General features: G+C 74.4%; 21 protein-coding genes. 15 read left to right on the top strand and 6 right to left on the bottom strand.

Features of this window, described 5'->3' with window-relative positions:
- Window positions 1-7 precede the first annotated feature (7 nt).
- Complete coding sequence (galE, locus tag BIV28_RS12550; RefSeq protein ID WP_076262320.1) at window positions 8-1030, top strand: UDP-glucose 4-epimerase GalE; 1023 nt, start codon at window positions 8-10, stop codon at window positions 1028-1030.
- Window positions 1031-1176: 146 nt separating this feature from the next.
- Entirely contained in the window at window positions 1177-2559 is a 1383-nt protein-coding gene (locus BIV28_RS12545) for a wax ester/triacylglycerol synthase domain-containing protein (protein WP_076262318.1), read from the top strand.
- Window positions 2560-2755: 196 nt separating this feature from the next.
- Here BIV28_RS12545 and BIV28_RS12540 read toward each other — a convergent pair whose 3' ends face one another.
- Both BIV28_RS12540 and BIV28_RS12535 read right to left on the bottom strand, forming a co-directional pair.
- Complete coding sequence (locus BIV28_RS12540; protein WP_207555957.1) at window positions 2756-4132, bottom strand: MFS transporter; 1377 nt, start codon at window positions 4130-4132, stop codon at window positions 2756-2758.
- Between the two features lie 10 nt (window positions 4133-4142).
- Entirely contained in the window at window positions 4143-4553 is a 411-nt protein-coding gene (locus BIV28_RS12535; RefSeq protein WP_076262316.1) for a DUF4440 domain-containing protein, read from the bottom strand.
- A 105-nt stretch (window positions 4554-4658) separates the two neighbouring features.
- Between BIV28_RS12535 and BIV28_RS12530 the strand changes: the two genes are divergently transcribed.
- The 8 genes from BIV28_RS12530 (at window position 4659) to BIV28_RS12495 (ending at window position 12035) form a co-directional block, all read left to right on the top strand.
- Complete coding sequence (locus BIV28_RS12530; RefSeq protein WP_076262340.1) at window positions 4659-5186, top strand: low molecular weight protein-tyrosine-phosphatase; 528 nt, start codon at window positions 4659-4661, stop codon at window positions 5184-5186.
- 62 nt (window positions 5187-5248) lie between these two features.
- A complete protein-coding gene (locus BIV28_RS12525) occupies window positions 5249-5986 on the top strand; it encodes a VOC family protein (RefSeq protein ID WP_242652967.1) in 738 nt (245 codons plus the stop codon).
- 64 nt (window positions 5987-6050) lie between these two features.
- Window positions 6051-6929 (top strand): VOC family protein, encoded by an 879-nt coding sequence (locus BIV28_RS12520; protein ID WP_076262312.1) that lies wholly within the window; start codon window positions 6051-6053, stop codon window positions 6927-6929.
- Between the two features lie 66 nt (window positions 6930-6995).
- Window positions 6996-8408 (top strand): adenylosuccinate lyase, encoded by a 1413-nt coding sequence (gene purB, locus BIV28_RS12515; RefSeq protein ID WP_076262310.1) that lies wholly within the window; start codon window positions 6996-6998, stop codon window positions 8406-8408.
- A gap of 68 nt (window positions 8409-8476) precedes the next feature.
- Entirely contained in the window at window positions 8477-8887 is a 411-nt protein-coding gene (locus BIV28_RS12510) for an MmcQ/YjbR family DNA-binding protein (RefSeq protein WP_076262308.1), read from the top strand.
- A gap of 76 nt (window positions 8888-8963) precedes the next feature.
- Window positions 8964-9245 (top strand): metal-sensitive transcriptional regulator, encoded by a 282-nt coding sequence (locus BIV28_RS12505; protein ID WP_076262306.1) that lies wholly within the window; start codon window positions 8964-8966, stop codon window positions 9243-9245.
- Window positions 9246-9332: 87 nt separating this feature from the next.
- Window positions 9333-9551 (top strand): heavy-metal-associated domain-containing protein, encoded by a 219-nt coding sequence (locus tag BIV28_RS12500; protein WP_076262304.1) that lies wholly within the window; start codon window positions 9333-9335, stop codon window positions 9549-9551.
- A gap of 12 nt (window positions 9552-9563) precedes the next feature.
- The gene (locus BIV28_RS12495; RefSeq protein ID WP_076262302.1) at window positions 9564-12035 is read left to right on the top strand and encodes a heavy metal translocating P-type ATPase; all 2472 of its coding nucleotides are present in this window, start codon (window positions 9564-9566) and stop codon (window positions 12033-12035) included.
- A 111-nt stretch (window positions 12036-12146) separates the two neighbouring features.
- Here BIV28_RS12495 and BIV28_RS12490 read toward each other — a convergent pair whose 3' ends face one another.
- From BIV28_RS12490 to BIV28_RS12475, 4 genes are all read right to left on the bottom strand, one after another.
- Window positions 12147-12782 carry a VOC family protein gene (locus tag BIV28_RS12490; protein WP_076262300.1) on the bottom strand — a complete coding sequence of 212 codons (636 nt, stop codon included), beginning with the start codon at window positions 12780-12782 and terminating at the stop codon, window positions 12147-12149.
- Window positions 12783-12903: 121 nt separating this feature from the next.
- A complete protein-coding gene (locus BIV28_RS12485) occupies window positions 12904-13761 on the bottom strand; it encodes an RNA methyltransferase (RefSeq protein ID WP_076262299.1) in 858 nt (285 codons plus the stop codon).
- A 30-nt stretch (window positions 13762-13791) separates the two neighbouring features.
- Window positions 13792-14220: a DUF2000 domain-containing protein gene (locus BIV28_RS12480; RefSeq protein ID WP_076262297.1), complete on the bottom strand. Its 429-nt coding sequence runs from the start codon at window positions 14218-14220 to the stop codon at window positions 13792-13794.
- Window positions 14221-14276: 56 nt separating this feature from the next.
- Window positions 14277-15098, bottom strand: a complete 822-nt coding sequence (locus tag BIV28_RS12475) for an AraC family transcriptional regulator (RefSeq protein ID WP_076262295.1) — start codon at window positions 15096-15098, stop codon at window positions 14277-14279.
- 112 nt (window positions 15099-15210) lie between these two features.
- Between BIV28_RS12475 and BIV28_RS12470 the strand changes: the two genes are divergently transcribed.
- From BIV28_RS12470 to BIV28_RS12450, 5 genes are read left to right on the top strand one after another with little or no spacing between them, the layout of a single operon-like run.
- Window positions 15211-15831 carry an isochorismatase family protein gene (locus BIV28_RS12470; protein WP_076262293.1) on the top strand — a complete coding sequence of 207 codons (621 nt, stop codon included), beginning with the start codon at window positions 15211-15213 and terminating at the stop codon, window positions 15829-15831.
- Between the two features lie 21 nt (window positions 15832-15852).
- Window positions 15853-16410, top strand: a complete 558-nt coding sequence (locus BIV28_RS12465; RefSeq protein ID WP_083707308.1) for a DedA family protein — start codon at window positions 15853-15855, stop codon at window positions 16408-16410.
- A 56-nt stretch (window positions 16411-16466) separates the two neighbouring features.
- Entirely contained in the window at window positions 16467-17237 is a 771-nt protein-coding gene (locus tag BIV28_RS12460) for a response regulator transcription factor (protein WP_076262291.1), read from the top strand.
- Complete coding sequence (locus BIV28_RS12455; RefSeq protein ID WP_076262289.1) at window positions 17234-18622, top strand: HAMP domain-containing sensor histidine kinase; 1389 nt, start codon at window positions 17234-17236, stop codon at window positions 18620-18622. The genes BIV28_RS12460 and BIV28_RS12455 overlap by 4 nt, the downstream gene beginning before the upstream one ends.
- A 44-nt stretch (window positions 18623-18666) precedes the next feature.
- Window positions 18667-19359, top strand: coding sequence for an NADPH-dependent F420 reductase (locus BIV28_RS12450; protein WP_076262287.1), 693 nt, complete (start codon window positions 18667-18669; stop codon window positions 19357-19359).
- Window positions 19360-19501 lie beyond the last annotated feature (142 nt).

The following is a 19501-nucleotide window of genomic DNA, read 5'->3' as shown; positions in this document are numbered from 1 at the left end:
TGACGGCATGCGCGTACTCGTCAGCGGCGGGGCCGGCTACATCGGCTCGCACACCGTGGTCCAGCTCGTCGCGGCGGGGCACGACGTGCTCATCGTCGACAACTTCGCCAACAGCAAGCCGACCGTCGTCAACCGGCTCGAGGCCCTCACCGACACTCACCTGCCGGTGCACTCCTTCGACCTGCGCGACCACGACAAGACCGAGCACCTCTTCGCCAACGAGCACATCGACGCCGTCATCCACTTCGCCGGGCTCAAGGCCGTCGGCGAGAGCGTCGAGCTGCCGCTCGAGTACTACGAGAACAACCTCGTCTCCACGTTCTCGCTCGTGCGGGCGATGCGCCGCCACGGCGTGACCAAGCTGGTCTTCAGCAGCTCGGCCACGGTCTACGGGCACAACGCGCCCCCGCTCACCGAGGACATGTCGACCGCGGCCACCAACCCGTACGGCTGGACGAAGGTGATGATCGAGCAGATCCTGCGCGACGTCGCCGCCGCCGACCCGGCGCTGCGCATCGCGCTGCTGCGCTACTTCAACCCCGTCGGGGCCCACGCGAGCGGCACCATCGGGGAGGACCCGTCCGGCATCCCCAACAACCTCATGCCCTACATCGCGCAGGTCGCGGTCGGCCGGCGCGAGAAGCTGCTCGTCTTCGGTGACGACTACCCGACCCCCGACGGCACGCCACTGCGCGACTACATCCACGTCGAGGACCTCGCCGCGGGCCACCTCGCCGCCCTGACGAAGCTCGGCCAGGTCGACGAGCCGGTGTCGACGTGGAACCTCGGCACCGGTCACGGCACGAGCGTCTTCGAGGTGCTGCACGCCTTCGAGCGGGCCATCGGCCGCGAGCTGCCCTACGAGGTCGTCGGCCGCCGCGCCGGTGACCTGCCCGAGTCGTTCGCCGACCCGTCGCGGGCCAACGCCGAGCTCGGCTGGCGCGCGGAGAAGACGATGGACGACATGTGCGCCGACCAGTGGCGCTGGCAGAGCGCGAACCCCACGGGCTACCCCGACTCCGACGGCTGACCCACTCCTTCCTCCACCTCCTCACCGGCGGGTCCCTCCCTCTCCCGTCGAGTGAGCACTCCGTCCCACCCGTCACACGGTGTCTCGTGCGCCACCTGCGCCCGGATCCGTGACGCCGCGGGCCGGTCCCTGCCTACCGTGGACAGGTGGATGGGCGTCACCGACGCGGTGGCCGCGCCGCCGTCCGCGTGGACCGGCTGAGCGCGAACGACCTCACGACGCTCGTCACCGACCGCGGCCCGGCCCCGATGCACATCGCCGCCGTGCTCGTCCTCGAGCCGCCGGCCCACGGCGCGTGCCCCGACCCCGACGACGTGCTCCGGCTGCTCGGGCAGCGCGCCGTTGAGGTCCCGCGCCTGCGCCAACGGCTGCACCGGGCGCCGGTCGGCCTCGGGCGGCCCTTCTGGGGCGACGACTCGTTCGACGTGCGGCGACACTGGCACGTGCACGCCGTGGAGGGCCTGCACGACCTCGACGGCCTGCTCGAGCTGGCGGCCGAGCTCGTGTGCCGGCCGCTGCCCCGCGACCGCCCGCTCTGGGCGGCGCACTGGGTGACCGGCGTCGGGTCGGGACGGTGCGCGCTCGTCGTCGTGGTCCACCACGTCGTCGCCGACGGCATCGGCGGGCTCGCGGTGCTGCAGTCGCTCGCCGACCCGGTGGTGCCGACCGGCGTCCGGACCGACGCACGCGCCCGCACGCCGTCAGTCCCGGCCCCGACGCGTGCAGCCCCGTCGCGTCGCGACCTCGCCCTCGACGCCTGGGGCACGCGGGCCGCGTCGGTCCGGGGGATGCCGCGTCGCCTCCTCCTCGCGGTGTCGGGGCTGCGCACCCTGGGTGTCGGGCGTCCGCGCCTCGTCCCGCGAACATCGCTCAACCGGCCGACCGGGCCGACGCGTCGGCTCGGGGTCGTGGACCGCCCGCTGCTGGGCGTGCGGTCGGCCGCGCACCGGCTGGGCTGCACCGTCAACGACCTCGTCGTCGCCGCGGTCGGCGGCGCCCTCGTGGACGTGCTCGAGGGGCGCGGCGAGCGCGTCGGCGAGCTGGTCGTGTCGGTGCCCTACTCCGCGCGGCGCGCGACGACGTCGCACGAGCTCGGGAACACGAGCGGCGTCGTGCCCTTCCGCGTGCCGGGCACGGGCACCGACGCGTGGGCCCGCCTCCGGCAGGTGCACGCCCAGTCCGCGGCCCAGCGGGAGCGTCCGCGGGCCGCCTCGGCGGCGCCCCTCGGCGTGGCGTTCCGGTGGCTCGCCCGGCTCGGCCTCTTCGCGTGGTTCATCGACCGCCAGCGCCTCGTCACCACGTTCGTCACCAACGTGCCCGGGCCGACCGAGCGGCTGCACCTCGCCGGCTGCGAGGTGTCGCAGGTCGTGCCGGTGGCCGTGACTCCCGGCAACACGGCGGTGACCTTCGACGTGCTGTCGTACGCGGGCCGGCTCGGCGTCACGGTCGTCGCCGACCCCGCCGTGGTGCCCGACCTCGCGCACCTGACCGAACGGGTCGGCGCCCGCCTCGATGAGCTCACCGGCTGACCGACGCGGACCGACGCGGACCGACGGCCCGACGCCCTCGGCACCGCACGGGTGCGCGGCAGCCCCGAAGGTGCGCGCTTCCGCCACGGGTGCGGGGTGCACCGCGCACTCGCAGGGGAAGCCTGCACCTCTGGCGCGGACCCGCACACCGCGACGCCGACGGCCCGACCGGCCTGCCGCGTCAGGACCCCGCGGGTCAGGGGCGCGGGTCGAGGGCGTCGTAGTCGCGGAACGATCGCACCCGGGCCACCGTGACCACGACGAGCACGACGACGAGGACGCCGCCGACGACCGGCGGCACCCACGTGGCGGTGAGCGTCGCGAGCGTGCCGGCGAACATCTGCCCGAGCCGCGGGCCGCCGGTGACGACGACGGTGAAGACGCCTTGCGTGCGGCCACGGAGGTGGTCGGGAACGGCCGACTGGAGGATCGACTGGCGGAAGATCGCGCTGACGTTGTCGGCGCCGCCGGCGACGGCGAGGCAGAGCATCGCCAGGGCGAGCGCGAGCCGGTTGACGTCGGCGAAGTCGCGCGAGGCGACGGCGTGGCCCCCGAGCGTCGTCACGGCGAGCACCAGCCCGAGCCCGAGCACGGCGAGCCCGTAGACGACGATGGCGTCGCGGATCGCCCGGCCCTGCCAGCGCAGCCCGGTGACGCGCCCCGACCCGAGGCTCGACACGATGCCGCCGACGGCGAACGACGCGAGCAGCAGTCCCGCCGTGACGGCGCCGCCGCCGATGACGACGGCGCCGATGGCCGGGAAGAGCACCATCGGCTGGCCGAACGTCATGGCGATGATGTCGACGAGGAAGCTCATGCGCACGTTCGGCGAGGAGCGCAGGTGGGTGAGCCCCTCGACGACCGAACGGAAGCCGCCGACGACGGGCCGACCCGCCTCGGGGCGGATGCGCGGGAGGGTCCACAGCCCGAAGAACCCGGCGAGGAAGAGGAGGACGTCGACGGTGTAGGTCCATGCGTACCCGGCCCGCGCCACGAGCACGCCCGCGACGCCCGGCCCCACCGTGACCATGACCCCGGCCGAGATGCCCATGAGGGCCGCGGCCTTGGGCAGCAGCTCCTTCGGCAGCAGCCGCGGCACGATGGCCTGGCGGGTGGCCGAGGCGATCGTCGCGGCCACGGCGTTGACCGTCGTGATGACGTAGAAGACCCAGACGTGCTCGAGGTGCAGCCAGGCGACGGTCGCGAGGGTGACGGTCGAGAGCCAGGCCACGGTCGAGGCCGTGATCGCCACGGTCCGCCGGTCGAAGCGGTCGGCGATCGCGCCGCCGTAGAGGCCGGCGACGATCATCGGCGCGAGGGAGAACCAGGCGACGAGGGAGACCATGAACGTCGAGCGCGTGAGGTCGTAGATGTGCAGCCCGACGGCCGTGTTCGTGACGAACGTACCGATGCCGGCGAGCGCGTTGCCGACCCACAGTCGCGCGAAGGGAGGGCTGACGCGCAGCGGCGTCAGGTCGACGAAGTGCGAGCGCCGCTGGGAGGCAGGTGACCCCGCCTCGGGTGCTCGCGTTCCCTGCTCGTCGGTGTCGTTCTCCCCCGGTCCGGCCCTCACGCGCCTGACGCTACGCCACGGACGCGTCGGGCCCGGCGACCGGGAGGCAGGCCTCGACGTCGCGCAGCCGCGAGCCGTCGCGCGTCCACACCCACGAGCCGTCGGCCTCGCGCCGGGCGACCTGGGTGCGGACCGTCCCGTCGGGCCACGTGGAGGTCGTCATCGCGAGCGCCCCGGACACGACCGCGCGGGTCGAGGAGGCACCGAGCGCGGTGTCGACGAGTGCCCCGGCCTCGAGCGCCGCGGCGTAGGCAGCGCGCACGGCGGCGCGGCCCGCGGCCTCGCGCCCACCCGGCAGGCTGACGACCGCGTCGGGCGCGTGGAGCGCGGCCACGGCGTCGAGGTCGGCGGTGGCGACGGCGGCGGCCAGGAGGGCCTCGAGGTCCTCCGGCGCGTGGGCTGCGGGGCGGGTCGTCGTCATGGGCCAACCGTGGCACCGACCACCGACAGCCCCGTCCCACCGCGAAGTTCGCGAATGTACGCACTTCGGGCACCGGCCGCGGGTCCGCGGTGTTCAATGGGGATCATGTCGTCTCGCCCCCTCCACGTCACCTTCGTGTGCAGTGGCAACATCTGCAGGTCGCCGATGGGGCACGTCATCCTGCAGTCACTCGTCTCCGACGCCGGCCTCGAGCGCGACGTCCGGGTCACCTCGAGCGGCACCGGCGACTGGCACGTCGGCGAGCACGCCGACCCGCGCACCGTCGCCGTGCTCGCCGCGCACGGCTACGACGGTTCGCGCCACCGCGCCCGCGAGTTCGACCCCGAGGAGTTCGACGACGTCGACCTCGTGCTCGCCTCCGACGAGGGGCACGTGCGCACCCTCCAGCGGCTGGCCCGCACGCCGGCCAACCGACGCAAGATCCGGCTCGTCCGCGAGTTCGACCCGTCCGCCGTCGAGGCGGGCACCCTCGAGACGAGCGACCCCTGGTACGGGGGCGAGGACCATTTCGCCAGGTGCTTCACCGAGGTCGAGGCCGCTTGCCATGGCATCCTCGACCACGTCAGGGATGCGTTGGCACTCCAGCGCACCCCCACCCCTCCCCTGACCTGAGTGCGACCTAGCGAGACCTGAGCCCCACCGTGCCCGATTACCCCTACGGGTCCCCCTGCTGGGTGGACCTGCTCACGACCGACGTGCCCCACGCCAAGCAGTTCTACGCCGACCTCTTCGGCTGGACCTGGCTGAGCGGCGACCCCGCCACCGGCGGCTACACCATGGCGCTGCTCGGCGGCCAGCCCGTCGCCGGGCTGAGCCGCAAACCGTCCACCGCCCCCGTGGCGAGCCAGTGGACGACCTACCTGCGGGTCGGCGACATCGACGCCGCCGCCACGGCCGTGCGCGCCCACGGAGGACGCGTCCTCGGCCGACCCGTGTCCATCGGCGCGCTGGCGCGCACGCTCGTGGCCGTCGACCCGGGCGGCGCGTACTTCGGCGTCTGGGAGCCGGGCGACCTGTCCGGCTCCGGCGTCCTCGACGAGCCCGGCTCGCTGACGTGGAACGAGCTGCTGACGCGCGACTACGACCGCGTCCAGCACTTCCAGCTCGGCGTCTTCGGCCACGACTTCACCGACGAGACCGAGCCCGGCGGCCCCCGCTGGGCCACGGCCCACACCGGCGACGGCAACCCGGCCTACGGGCTGTCCGAGATCGACGGCGAGTGGCCGGCCGAGATCCCGCCGCACTGGGTGGCCTCGTTCGCGACCCACAACGTCGTGTCGTCGATGGCCCGCGCGCTCGACCTGGGTGCGACGCTGCTGCAGGGACCGTTCGACGGCCCGTACGGCGTCGGGGCGGTGCTCGCCGGCCCGGAGGGCGAGGTCTTCTCGCTCCTCGTGCCCGACCTCGACTGAGGACGGGTACGGACTCCCCGCGTTCGTCGACGAAGGCGGACCCACCGACCGCAGGAGGAACACCGTGCCCGTCCACGAGGAGAGGTTCGCCCCCGGAACGCCGTGCTGGGCCGACGTCATGGTCGGCGACCTGACCCGGGCCCGCGACTTCTACGGCGCGCTCTTCGGCTGGACCTTCGAGGACCTCCCGCCCGAGGCCGGCGGCTACGTCATGGCCCGCAAGGACGGCCACGTCGTCGCCGGGCTCATGGAGCGCAGCCCCGACGACCCGGGCCAGCGCGACGTGTGGACCGTGTACCTCGCGACCGACGACGTCGACGCCACGGTCGAGGCCGCCCGGGCGGCCGGGGGCGTCTTCTTCCTCGGCCCGATGGACGTGCTCGACGTCGGGCGCATCGCGGTCGGTGCCGACCCGGCCGGCGCGGCCTACGGGCTGTGGCAGGCCCGGTCGCACACCGGCACCGACCTCGTCGGCGAGCCCGGCTCGCTGTGCTGGGCCGAGTCGATGAGCCGCGACTACACCGCGAGCCAGGCGTTCTACTCCGACGTCCTCGGCTTCCGCCTCGAGGAGATCGGCGAGAACGGGTTCAGCTACTCGGTGGCCACGCTCGCCGGCGGCGGCGCACCCGTCGCCGGCCTCGGCGCCATCCCGGCCGAGACCCCCGCCGACGTGCCGTCGCACTGGATGACCTACTTCGCCGTCCCCGACGCCGACGCCGCCGCCGACCGTGTCACGAGCCTCGGCGGCACCGTCGTGCAGCCGCCGTTCGACACCCCCTACGGCCGGATGTCCGTCGTCGCCGGCGCGCAGGGCGAGACGTTCTCGGTCCTGCAGCTGCCCGACGCGTCCGCCACCACGGACGCATCGGGCGACGACGCGTCCGCCACCACCGACGCGTCCACCACCACCGACGCGTCGGGCAACGACGCGTCGGAGCGCTGAGCCCCAGCCGGGGGCCGGCTGAGACGACGGACGGGGCACCGGTGCGGCTCTGGGAGGATGTGGGCCATGGCTTCCCTCGCTGACGCGACCCCGCCCATCGCCCTCGGCGCGCTCGACGGCCGCTACCGCGGCGCGGTCGCCCCCCTCGTCGACCACCTGTCCGAGGCTGCGCTCAACCGCCAGCGCGTCCACGTCGAGGTCGAGTGGCTGATCCACCAGACGAGCCACGGCGTCGTCCCGGGTGTCCGCGCCCTGACCGACGCCGAGGTCGCGGCGCTGCGGGCCGTCGTCGAGGGCTTCGGCCCGGACGAGGTGGCCGAGCTCGGCGAGATCGAGAGGGTCACGGTGCACGACGTCAAGGCCGTCGAGTACTTCCTCAAGAAGCGCCTCGCCGAGATCGCTCCCGCCGAGGCCGACCAGGGCCTGGCCGAGCTGATCCACTTCGGCTGCACGAGCGAGGACATCAACAACCTGTCCTACGCCCTGATGGTCAAGGGCGCCGTCGAGCAGGTCTGGCTGCCCAAGGCGCAGGCGCTCGTCGAGCAGGTCGCGACGATGGCCCGCGAGCTCAAGGACGTGCCCCTCCTCGCGCACACCCACGGCCAGCCGGCGACGCCGACGACGATGGGCAAGGAGCTCGCCGTCCTGGCCCACCGCCTCGGCCGCCAGCTGCGCCGCATCGGCGGGCAGGAGTACCTCGGCAAGTTCAACGGCGCCACCGGCACGTTCGGCGCGCACGCCCTCGCCCTGCCCGACGTCGACTGGCCCGCCGTCTCGCGCGCCTTCGTCGAGGGCCTCGGCCTGACGTGGAACCCGCTGACCACGCAGATCGAGAGCCACGACTGGCAGGCCGAGCTCTACGCCGACGTGGCCCGGTTCAACCGGATCCTGCACAACCTCTGCACCGACGTCTGGACCTACATCTCCATGGGCTACTTCGCCCAGGTGCGCGGCCAGGGCACCGTCGGCAGCAGCACGATGCCGCACAAGGTCAACCCGATCCGCTTCGAGAACGCCGAGGCCAACCTCGAGGTGAGCAACGCCCTGCTCGACGTGCTGGGCGGCACCCTCGTGCAGAGCCGCCTCCAGCGCGACCTCACCGACTCGAGCATGCAGCGCAACATCGGCACGGCCTTCGGCCACTCGATGCTCGCGCTCGACAACGTCGCCCGCGGCCTCGCCGGCCTCGACGCCGTGCCCGAGCGCATGGCGGCCGACCTCGAATCCAACTGGGAGGTGCTCGGCGAGCCGATCCAGTCGGCGATGCGGGCCCTCGGCGCGCAGGGCGTCCCGGGCATGGAGGAGCCGTACGAGCGGCTCAAGGAGCTGACCCGCGGCCGGCGCGTCGGTGGTGACGAGGTGCGCGAGTTCGTCCGCGGCCTGGGCCTGCCCGCCGACGTCGAGGAGCGCTTCGTCGCCCTGACGCCGCAGACCTACACCGCGCTGGCGAGCCGCCTCGTCGACGACTACCTGGCCTGACGCGTCGCCGGCGCCGTCACCGCGCGGCTCCGGCACCGCACGGCCCACCGGGGCTACCGTGCTGAGGCATGGCACGTTCGCGGAGGGCCCGGCTGGCCGACGTCGACGCGATCGCGCTCGCCCTGCCCGAGGTCACCCGCGAGCCCGCCGACGGCGAGCGCCCCGCGTACGCCGTCGGGGGCAAGACGTTCGCCTTCGCCCGTGGCCCGCGCAAGGACGCCTTCGACCCCGACACCGGCGAGCTGTACGCCGACGTCCTCGCCTTCCGGTGCACCGCCGAGGACAAGGAGTCGATGGTCGCCGACGCCGACTCCCCCTGGTTCACGACCCCGCACTGGAACGGCTACAACGCCGTGCTCCTGCTCGAGCGCGACCTCGGCCGGCTCACCGTCGACGAGCTGCGCGAGGTGCTGACCGACGCGTGGCTCAGCCGGGCGCCCAAGCGCCTCGCCGCCGCCTTCCTCGCCGACCCGACATGACCGGGCGGACGCGTCGGCCCGACGACCGGAATACCCCACCCGGGTACCATGGTCCCGAGAGCGAGGAGGTGACCCCGTGCCCGGATACACCGGAAGCAAGGACGACTACCTGAAGCGGCTGCGCCGCATCGAGGGACAGGTCCGCGGCATCCAGAAGATGGTCGACAGCGACACGTACTGCATCGACATCCTGACCCAGGTCAGCGCCGTCACGAAGGCGCTGCAGGCCGTCAGCCTCGGCCTGCTCGAGGACCACGTCGGCCACTGCGTCGTCGACGCCGCCCGCGAGTCCGACGAAGCCGCCCAGGAGAAGGTCCGCGAGGCGGCCGACGCCATCGCGCGCCTCGTCCGCAGCTGACCCGCCGGCGCCCCCTCACGTCCGGCGCACCACCACCGAACCACCGAACCACCGAACCACCGAACCACGAAGCAGGAGACGACCACGATGAGCCAGACCGTCACGACCGTCACCGTGTCGGGCATGACCTGCGGCCACTGCGTCGCCAGCGTCACCGAGGAGCTGTCCGAGGTCCCCGGCGTCACCGCCGTCGACGTCGACCTCCACGCCGGCTCCGACTCCCCGGTCACCATCACGAGCGAGGCACCCCTCGACCCGGCCGCCGTCGAGGCCGCCGTCGCCGAGGCGGGGTACAGCCTGCGGTGAGGCGGTGAGCCGATGAGCACCGACGAGCGCCAGTCACCCCCGTTGTCGCAGCGGCCCGAGCAGGTCCGCCTCGCGATCAGCGGGATGACGTGTGCGTCGTGCTCGGCCCGCATCGAGCGCAAGCTGGGCCGTCTCGAGGGCATCGAGTCGGCCACCGTCAACCTCGCCACCGAGAAGGCGTTCGTCACCTACGCCGCCCCGCTCACCGTCGCCGACATCGTCGCCGAGGTCGAGAAGACGGGCTACGGCGCCAGCGTCATCGGCCCCGACGCGTCCCGTACCTCCCGCTCCTCCCGCACCGACGCGTCGCGGGCGTCCCAGCGCGCCAAGGCGCCCCACGCACCCGACCCGTCCGACGCCACCGGCACGTCCGACGCGTCCGGCGCGTCAGAGGCGCCGCTCCCCGTCGCGGGCGCCCTGCTGGAGAAGCTGCGCGCCCGGGAGGAGGCCCGCCACACCCGGCCGGGTCACGCCCCGTCGACCGCGCGCCGCGGCAGTGCCGCCCCGCACGCCGCCCACGCGTCCGGGGATCCCAGCCCCGCCGTCGCCGAGGGCGAGCACCGCGAGCACACGCCCGCGACGGCCGTCATCCGTCCGCGCCTCGTCGGAGCCGCGCTGCTCACCCTCCCCGTGGTCCTGCTCGCGATGCTCGCGCCCGAGCCGGCGTGGAGCCGCTGGCTGCAGCTGGTCCTGTCGACACCGGTCGTGCTGTGGAGCGCGTGGCCGTTCCACCGCGCCGCCGCCGTCAACGCCCGGCACCTCGCCTCGACGATGGACACCCTCGTCTCGCTCGGCGTGCTCGCCGCGTGGACCTACTCGCTCGCCGCCCTCCTCACCGGCGGCGAGCACCTCTACTTCGAGGTCGCCGCGGTCGTCACGACGTTCCTGCTCACCGGGCGCTTCCTCGAGGCCCGCGCCAAGGACTCCGGCCGCCAGGCGCTCACGACGCTGCTCCACGTGGGCGCGCGTGACGCGTCGGTGCTGCGCATCGACCCGACCACCCGCACCACGAGCGAGGCCCGCATCCCCGTCGACCACCTCGTCGTCGGCGACCAGATCGTCGTGCGGCCCGGCGAGAAGATCGCCACCGACGGCGTCGTCCTCGACGGGTCGAGCGCCGTCGACGCGAGCCTCGTCACCGGCGAGTCCACGCCCGTCGACGTCGGCCCGGGCAGCGAGGTGACCGGCGGGTCGGTCAACACCACCGGGCGCCTCGTCGTGGAGGCCCGACGCGTCGGCGCCGACACGATGCTCGCCGGCATCCAGCGGCTCGTCGAGGACGCCCAGAACGGCAAGGCGCGCGTGCAACGGCTCGCCGACCGGGTGTCGGCGGTCTTCGTGCCGGTCGTGCTCGCGCTGGCCCTGGTGACCTTCGTCGGCTGGCTGCTCACCGGCCACGACCTCGGGCGCTCGCTCGGCGTCGCGGTGACGGTCCTCATCATCGCCTGCCCGTGCGCCCTCGGCCTCGCGACGCCGACCGCGCTGCTCGTCGGCACGGGCCGCGGCGCCCAGCTCGGCACGCTCATCAAGGGCCCCGAGGTGCTCGAGTCCACCCGACGCGTCGACACCGTCGTGCTCGACAAGACCGGCACCGTCACCACCGGGCGGCTGCGGCTGCGCAGCATCGCCGTGCGCGGACGCCTGTCGAAGAAGGCCGCGCTCGTCGCCGCCGCGGCCGTCGAGCAGGGCAGCGAGCACCCCATCGCCGAGGCGATCGTCGCCGGCGCCCGCCTGGCCGGGCTCGACCTGCCGCGCATCACCGACTTCGAGGCCAACCCCGGCGAGGGCGCCACCGCCCGCATCAGGGACACCGAGGTGACCGTCGGCAAGGCGCTGCTCTTCGAGGAGGTCGACCCGGCCCTCGTCGAGCACGCCGCGCGCCACGCCGGCACGACGGTCTACGTCGGCTGGGACGGCGTCGCGCAGGCCGCGCTCACGGTCGAGGACACCGTCCGCGACACCTCAGCCGCCGCCGTCGCCAGGCTCCGCGCGCTCGGCCTCACCCCGTACCTGCTCACCGGCGACGGCGCCGCCAACGCCCGCAGCGTCGCCGAGCAGGTCGGCATCGACCCCGCGCACGTGCGCGCCGACGTGCTGCCCGCCGACAAGCACGACGTCGTCACCTCGCTGCAGCGCGAGGGCAAGGTCGTCGCGATGGTCGGCGACGGCATCAACGACGCGGCGGCGGTGGCCCAGGCCGACCTCGGCCTCGCCATGGGCACCGGCACCGACGTCGCGATGGACTCGGCCGACATCGTCCTCGTGCGCCCCGACCTCTCGGCGGTCGGCGACGCCATCGGCCTCTCGCGGGCGACCCTGCGCGTCGTCAAGCAGAACCTCGCGTGGGCCTTCGGCTACAACGTCGCGGCGATCCCGCTCGCGGCGTTCGGGCTGCTCGACCCGATGATCGCCGGCGCCGCCATGGCCCTGTCCTCGGTCCTCGTCGTCAGCAACTCCCTGCGCCTGCGCCGCTTCGCCCGCTGACCCACCTCTGCACCGTCGAGAGGCCACCTTCGGCTGGCGGAGACACGACGAGAGGCCACCGTCCGCCGTGCGGAGGTGGCCTCTCGTGCGATGCGAGCCGAGCGCGTCGGGTCAGATGGTGACCTTGCCGTTCGGGGTGTCGAACGTGACCGACAGCAGCCCCGGCGTGCCGTGCGGCGCGACGAAGGTGAAGTCGATGCCGCCCTTGTCGAAGGTGTCCTCCGGGCCGAGCCACTCGCGCACGCGCTTGGGGTCGCCGGCGATCTGGAGGTTGTCGATGGAGACCTGGGTGTCGTGACCCGCGGACGGGTGGACCGTCATGTCGTCCCACTCGATGAAGTACGGGACCTGCGGGTCGGCGAGCAGGCCCTTGATGCCGAGCTGGCGCCACTTGAGCTCGGTGCCGTCGGGACGGTGCCGGTTGCCGGGAACCGACTCGCGGCCCAGGCGCTTCTCGACGACGGTGATGTCGTCGACCGCGACGACCCAGCCGAGCCAGCCGCCGCCGGCCTCGGAGCGGGCGCGGACGGCCTGGCCGAACGGGGCCTTGTCGGACGCCGGGTGGTCCAGCACCTCGACGACCTCGAGGTAGTGGTCCTTGGCCAGCGGGAAGATGATGTTGCGGGTGCCGAACCGGGGGTGGACACCGCCGTCGACGGGCGTGACGCCGATGAGCGCACTCAGCCGCTCGGCCGTGGCCTTGAGGCCACCCGCCTCGGCCGCGTAAGAGACGTGGTCAACTCGCATACAGAACATCGTGACACACCCAAAGGGGTGCTCTTGACCACCCCCTCCCCCGACAGGTAGGGGCCGCACGACGCGTAACGCAGGTTTCACACGGCCGTCACACGCGTACGCAGACCGGACGTCAGCGGCTGCGCTGGCGGACGGCCTCGTAGAGGACGACCGCGGCCGCGACGGACACGTTGAGGCTGTTGGCCCGGCCCGCCATCGGGATCCGGACCCGCGCGTCGGCGGCCTCGAGGAGCGCCGTGTCCGCCCCGTGCTTCTCGCTGCCGACGGCCACGGCGACGCGTCCGGTGTAGTCGGCGTCGGTGTGCAGCAGGTCGGTCTCGGGGGTCGTGACGACGAGCCGCACGTCGTTGGCCCGCAGCCAGGCGACGACCTCGGCGGTCGGGGCGCTGGCGACGGGCACGGCGAAGACGGTGCCCTTGCTCGCGCGCACGACGTTGGGGTTGCCCCAGTCGGTGACGGGGTCGGCGGCCACGACGGCGTCGACGCCGGCCGCGTCGGCGGTGCGGAGCATCGCGCCGAGGTTGCCGGGCTTCTCGACGCCCTGGGACAGCAGCGTCAGGTGGTCGGGCCCCTCGACGCGCAGGTCGGCGAGCGGGTGCCCGACGGCACCGACGACGGCGAGCAGCCCGTCGGGGCCCTCGCGGTAGGACACCTTCTCGAAGGCGGCCCGGCTCAGCCGCACCACCTCGACGCGGTCATCACGCAGCCGGTCGAGCAGCTCGGACTGGTGGCCGATGTGCTGCGAGCCGGCGACGCCCGCGGGGCTGAAGAGCTCCTCGCAGACGTAGACCGACGCGGGCCGGATGCCGGCCGACAGGGCCAGGCCGATCTCCTCGTAGCCATCGACGAGGGTGCGGCCGGTCTCCTCGCGGGTCCGGCGGCGGCGCAGCCCGAGGAGGGACTTGAGGCGCGGGTTGGACGGCGAGGTGATGACGAGGTCGTCTCTGGGGTGGGCACTGTCGTTCGGCATGGCAGGGCCAGCATCCCACCGCGCGTCGGGTCAGTGGTGCAGGCGGGCGCCCTTGAGGATCCGGTCGACGCCGTTCTTCGGCCCGTGCAGCGCGAGCCCGACGAGGTCGAGCGACGCAGTGGGCACGGCCGCGACGGCGGCCCGGTTGGCAGCGTCGTGACCGGTCGCGAACATCTCCCGGGTGTAGACCGCGAGGCGCGTGCCGCGGCGCAGGGCCCGCTCGTGGGCGGCGGTCAGGGTGTCGGCGGCGCCCTCGAAGACGAGCACCGGCATGCCGAGCAGGGGCAGGTAGGTCTGGCCGTCGGCATCGGCGTAGGGCTGCCCGACGAGGTCGGGGTTGGCGGCCGTGACGCCGCTGACGAGGAACGCCGTGACGTTGAGGCGCTGCCACGGCTCGAGGTCGTCGCGGACGAGGACGGCGACCTTCGTCGCGAACGGCGGGGTGAGCAGGTCTTCCATGGCCCCAGCGTGCGCCCGCCGGACGCGTCCGGTCTTGTACGTCGTTGACGCGTCGGTCAGCGACCGCGCTGGTAGCGCCCCGGCGTCGTGCCGAGGAAGGCGCGGAAGTGACGCGTCAGGTGCGCCTGGTCGTGGAAGCCGGTGGCGACGGCCACCGAGGCCGCAGGCAGGCCATCGAGCAGGAGCCGCCGCGCGAGGTCGAGGCGCCGGCCGACGACGTAGCGGTGCGGCGGCAGGCCGAACGCCGCGGCGAAGGAGCGGACGAGGTGCGGCGTCGAGACGCCGAGGGCGGTGGCGAGCGCGGCGACGCCGGGCGTGCCGACCGGGTCGGCGTCGAGCAGCTCGCGGGCGCGGCGGGCCACGACGCGCGGGGCCGGGCCCGACGCGTCGGGCGTCGGCGCCCCGGTGGTCAGGTGGCCGGTCAGGCGCTCGACGACGAGCGCGAGACGGCTCTCGGCCTCGAGGTCCTCGCCCTCGACGAGCGAGCGGTCGAGGCGCGAGACCGCCGTGCGCAGCGCGGTGTCCGCGACGAGCGGCCGGTCGACGGCGCGGCCGACGAGGTGGGCGCCGAGCACGTCCTCCTCGAGGTAGACGACGCGCTTGCGGAAGCCGCGGTCGGTGACCGCGTGGCCGTCGTGGACCACGTGGGGCGGGAGCAGCGTCACCCCGGCGCGGACCGCGGTGTGGTCGTGGCGGTCGAGGCCGTAGCCGATGACGCCGTCGTCGACGACGAGCAGCGTCCACGTGTCGTGGGTGTGCGCCGGGTAGGCGTGGTCGTGCCAGTCGGCGTGGAACACCTCGGCGACGCCGGGCACGGCCGGCCTCCACGCGACGGCCCGGTCGCGCGGCCGCTGCTCCGACGCCGGTGCGAGCCCCATCCGACGACGGTAGCCCGCGAACCCCCACGCCGTCGGTGCGGAGACCTACCGTGGGACGGGCCGGGTCGCCCGGCCACCGACATCGCCGTCACACCGTCGTACGGAGGGGACCATGACCACGCTCGAGAACCGACCCAACACCGCGCTGCTCGTCGTCGACGTCCAGAACGGCGTCGTCGGCGAGGCCTGGAACCGCGACGGCGTCGTCGCCAACATCGCCTCGCTCGTCGAGCGCGCCCGGTCCGAGCAGGTGCCCGTCGTGTGGGTGCAGCACTCCGACGAGAACATGCCGCGCGACTCCGAGGACTGGCAGTACGTGCCCGAGCTGCCGTTCGCCGCCGAGGAGCCCGTCGTGCACAAGACCTTCGGCGACTCCTTCGAGGACACCGACCTCGAGTCGGTCCTCGCGGCGCGGGGCGTCGGCCGGCTCGTCGTCGCCGGCGCGCAGACCGACGCGTGCATCCGGGCGACGCTGCACGGCGCGGTGGTCCGCGGGTACGACGCGACGCTCGTCGGCGACGCGCACACCACCGAGGACCTCCGCGAGTGGGGGCACCCGATCGGGCCCGAGGACGTCGTCGGGTTCACCAACGCGTACTGGCCGTGGTCGAGCGTGCCCGGTCGCACCGCCGACGTCGTCGACACCGCCGCCGTCACCTTCGGCCCCGCCGAGGCGCCGGAGGCAGCGCAGGCACCGGAGGCGCCGCAGGAGGCCGGCGAGTCGGCCGGGTAGTCCGCACCTAGAGTTGGCGCCATGCTCGACGCCATCGCCGCCCTGCCCTTCTGGCAGGCGTTCCTCGCGCTGTTCGCGAGCGCGATGGTCCGCTCGAACGGCACGTACTGGGTGGGGCGCGGCGCGGTCAACGGCTGGCGGCGCTACCGCGGCACCCACCGCGAGCTGACCTCGCGGGCCGAGGCGTGGCTGAGCCGGCTCGGACCGGTCGCCGTCGTGCTGTCCTACCTCACCGTCGGGTTCCAGACCGCCGTGCACCTCACCGCGGGCGTCATGCGGATGCCCCTGCGCTGGTACGTACCGGCGGCGGTCGTCGGGTCGGTCGTGTGGGCCACGCTCTACGCCACCGTCGGGCTGGCCGTCGTCGAGGCCTGGATCGCGGCGGAGGCCGGGTCGGTCTGGGCCGCCGCGGGGCTCGGCGCGTTCGTCGCGGCCGTCGTCGCGACGCTCGTGGTGCGGCGCCGGCGTCGCGCCGCCGGGGAGCCACCCGTCGTCGGACCGCTCGCGGGCGAGCCTGGTGCGGTCGAACCGGGTGCGGTCGAGGGCACCGGGGCGACGCGCGTCACCGACACGCCCTGACACGATCCTGACACCAGCGTGACGCCGCCGCGGCCGACGCGCCCTACGCTGCGAGCGTGCCCACGGCCCCGCCACCTCCGTCGTCGAGCAGCGACGCCTCCACGGCGCGCGGCCTCGTGCTCGTCGTCGAGGACGAGGTGACGATCGCCGACCTGCTGCGGCTCAACCTGCGCGCGGCGGGCTACGGCGTCGAGGTGGTCACCGACGGCGGCCGCGCCCTCGCGGCGGTGCGCGAGCTGCGGCCCTCGGCGATCGTCCTCGACATCGGGCTGCCGACGATGGACGGCATCGAGGTGTGCCGCCGGCTGCGGGCCGAGGGCGACTGGACGCCGGTCCTGTTCGTCACGGCGCGCGACGACGAGGTGGACCGGGTCCTGGGCCTCGAGCTCGGCGCCGACGACTACGTGACCAAGCCGTTCTCGCCGCGCGAGCTCGTGGCCCGCGTCGGTGGCGTGCTGCGCCGCACCCGGGGCACGGCGGGCGCGTCGACGACGCTGCGCCACGGCGCACTCCGCATCGACCTGACGAGCCACGAGGTCACCGTCGACGGTCACGAGATCGCCCTGACCGCAACGGAGTTCGACCTGCTGACCCACCTGTTGCGCCGCCCCGGTGTCGTGTTCACGCGGGAGCAGCTGCTCAGCGACGTGTGGGGCTACGCCTCGACCGCCGGCGGGCGCACCGTCGACGTCCACGTCGCCCAGGTGCGCGCCAAGCTCGGCGACGCGAGCCCGATCCGCACCGTCCGCTCCGTCGGCTACGCGGCCGAGCGCCCTCCCGTCGACGGCGCCCCCGACGCGTCCGGCGCCCCGGGCGACGCGTCGTGAGACCGCCGCGCGGCGGTTCGCTGTCGCGGCGGATCACCCTGCTCGCCGTCGGCATCGCGGTGCTCACCGCGGTGCTCGCCGGGCTCCTCGCCGTCGGCCTGACGCGGTCCTCGGCCGACGAGTCGGCGCGCCGCACCCTGGCCCGCATCGCCGACGCCGCCGCCGTCCGCGCCGACTCGGGCGAGGTGGCGCGGGTGGCGCAGAACCGGGCGGTCCGCACCCTCGGCGCGCTCGGCGTCGAGTCGGCGAGCGTCAACCGGGCCGGCGCGGTCGTGTCGACGAGCCGGCTGGCCCGCGAGGCCCTGACGCCCGCCCGCCGCGCGGCCCTGCTCGCCGGGCAGCAGGTGTCCGGCCGCGACGACCTCGACGGCACGACGGTGCTCGTCGAGGGCCGTCCGACCGACGCCGGCGGCATCGTCCTGGTCCAACGACGGTCCGACGCGACCGCCGACTCGGACAAGCTGGTGCGACGGGTGCTGCTCGCGCTCGGGATCGCCGCGCTCGTCGCCGTCGTCGTCAGCGCTGCCGTGGCCCGCCGGCTGTCGCAGCCGCTGCGGCGCACGGCCGACGCGGCCCACGCCCTCGCGGCCGGGCAGCGCGACGTCGCGGTGCCGGTCGAGGGGCCCGACGAGGTCGCCGACGTCGCGAGCGCCCTCAACACGCTCTCGGCGTCGCTGTCGCGGTCAGAGGGGCGCCAGCGCGACTTCCTCCTGTCCGTCTCGCACGACCTCCGGACGCCGCTCACCGGCATCAGCGGGTACGCCGAGTCGCTGGCCGGCGGGGTCGTGCCGCCCGAGGACGCCGCCCGCGTCGGCGCCGTCGTGCTCGGCGAGTCCCGACGCCTCGAGCGGCTCGTCGGCGACCTGCTCGACCTCGCCCGGCTGCGGGCCGACTCCCCGAGCATCCACCCGCAGCCGACCGACCTCGTGGTCCTCGGACGGGAGGTCGAGGCCGTGTGGTCGGTCCGGTGCGCGAGCGTCGGGGTCCCGTTCGCCTACGTCCCGGCCACGCCCGGCGCCCCGGTCGTCACCGACCCGGCCCGGCTGCGCCAGCTCGTCGACGGGCTGCTCGAGAACGCCCTGCGCGTCACCCCGTCGGGGCGCCCGATCGTCGTCGAGGTGCGCACCGAGGCGGTCCCCGGCCGGCCGCCGGTGCAGGTCGTCGAGGTGCGCGACGGCGGTCCCGGCCTCACCGACGACGACCTCGCCGGCGCGTTCGAGCCCTCGGTGCTGCACGAGCGCTACCGCGGCCTGCGCCCCGTCGGCACCGGGCTCGGCCTGGCCATCGTCGGGCGCCTCGCCGAGCTGCTCGGCGGCCGCATCGAGGCGGGGCACGCGGCCGAGGGCGGGGCGCGCTTCACCCTCCGCCTCCCCACCGCCGGCTGAGTCCGGCCGGGAATGACCGGAGAGCGCCTCCGGTTGACGCGGTCATGACCACCTGGGGATTCATCGGAAGCGGACACATCGGAAGCACCGTCGCGCGGCTCGCCGTCGACGCCGGCCACGACGTCGTCCTGAGCAACAGCCGCGGGCCCGAGACGCTCGCGGACCTCGTCGAGCAGCTCGGCCCGCGGGCCCGGGCCGCCACCGCCGCCGAGGCGGCCGAGGCCGGGGACGTCGTCGTCGTGACGATCCCGCTCGGGCACTACCGCGACGTGCCGGCCGAGCCGCTGCGCGGCAAGGTCGTCATCGACACCATGAACTACTACCCGCAGCGCGACGGGCGGGTCGCCGAGCTCGACGACGAGTCGACGACGACCAGCGAGCTGCTCCAGGCCCACCTGCCGGGAGCCAGCGTCGTCAAGGGCTTCAACAACATCTACTTCGAGCACCTCGCGACGCTCGGCCGCCCGTCCGGCAGCCCCGAGCGCAGCGCCCTCGCCATCGCCGGCGACGACGCGGACGCCAAGGCCACCGTGACCGGCCTCCTCGACGAGATCGGCTACGACACCCTCGACCTCGGCCCGCTCGCGGAGGGCTGGCGCACCCAGCGCGACACCGCCGCCTACGCGACGCTCTACACGAAGGACCCGGCCGACTGGGGCCTCGGCGGCAAACCCGTCGACGCCGCGGGCGTGCGCGCCGCGGCCGACGCGTCGGTGCGCTACCGCGACGAGGCCTGACCACCGGGCCCACCACGCCCTGGGCCCCACATCGGGACGTCGCGGCCGAACCTCACGTTTGGGACCGGCCGCGACGTCCCGTACCCTTGAGCCCGAGGGGAGTACTTCCCACGTCCCGATCCGGTCAGTACGGCGGCCCAGC

Source organism: Intrasporangium flavum, assembly GCF_001956915.1.
In the GTDB taxonomy this organism is placed as follows: Bacteria; Actinomycetota; Actinomycetes; order Actinomycetales; family Dermatophilaceae; genus Monashia; species Monashia flava.
Note: the sequence above shows the minus strand (reverse complement) of the source record. Positions and strands in the feature narration are given on the sequence as shown.

Excerpts from the sequence above, each read along its gene's own strand:
- BIV28_RS12465 (WP_083707308.1), top strand. The coding sequence starts at position 15,853 with ATGCTCGACGCCATCGCCGCCCTGCCCTTCTGGCAGGCGTTCCTCGCG.
- purB (WP_076262310.1), top strand. The coding sequence starts at position 6,996 with ATGGCTTCCCTCGCTGACGCGACCCCGCCCATCGCCCTCGGCGCGCTC.
- BIV28_RS12450 (WP_076262287.1), top strand. The coding sequence starts at position 18,667 with ATGACCACCTGGGGATTCATCGGAAGCGGACACATCGGAAGCACCGTC.
- BIV28_RS12480 (WP_076262297.1), bottom strand. The coding sequence starts at position 14,220 with ATGGAAGACCTGCTCACCCCGCCGTTCGCGACGAAGGTCGCCGTCCTC.
- galE (WP_076262320.1), top strand. The coding sequence starts at position 8 with ATGCGCGTACTCGTCAGCGGCGGGGCCGGCTACATCGGCTCGCACACC.
- BIV28_RS12485 (WP_076262299.1), bottom strand. The coding sequence starts at position 13,761 with ATGCCGAACGACAGTGCCCACCCCAGAGACGACCTCGTCATCACCTCG.
- BIV28_RS12510 (WP_076262308.1), top strand. The coding sequence starts at position 8,477 with ATGGCACGTTCGCGGAGGGCCCGGCTGGCCGACGTCGACGCGATCGCG.
- BIV28_RS12535 (WP_076262316.1), bottom strand. The coding sequence starts at position 4,553 with ATGACGACGACCCGCCCCGCAGCCCACGCGCCGGAGGACCTCGAGGCC.
- BIV28_RS12475 (WP_076262295.1), bottom strand. The coding sequence starts at position 15,098 with ATGGGGCTCGCACCGGCGTCGGAGCAGCGGCCGCGCGACCGGGCCGTC.
- BIV28_RS12500 (WP_076262304.1), top strand. The coding sequence starts at position 9,333 with ATGAGCCAGACCGTCACGACCGTCACCGTGTCGGGCATGACCTGCGGC.
- BIV28_RS12470 (WP_076262293.1), top strand. The coding sequence starts at position 15,211 with ATGACCACGCTCGAGAACCGACCCAACACCGCGCTGCTCGTCGTCGAC.
- BIV28_RS12530 (WP_076262340.1), top strand. The coding sequence starts at position 4,659 with ATGTCGTCTCGCCCCCTCCACGTCACCTTCGTGTGCAGTGGCAACATC.
- BIV28_RS12495 (WP_076262302.1), top strand. The coding sequence starts at position 9,564 with ATGAGCACCGACGAGCGCCAGTCACCCCCGTTGTCGCAGCGGCCCGAG.
- BIV28_RS12490 (WP_076262300.1), bottom strand. The coding sequence starts at position 12,782 with ATGCGAGTTGACCACGTCTCTTACGCGGCCGAGGCGGGTGGCCTCAAG.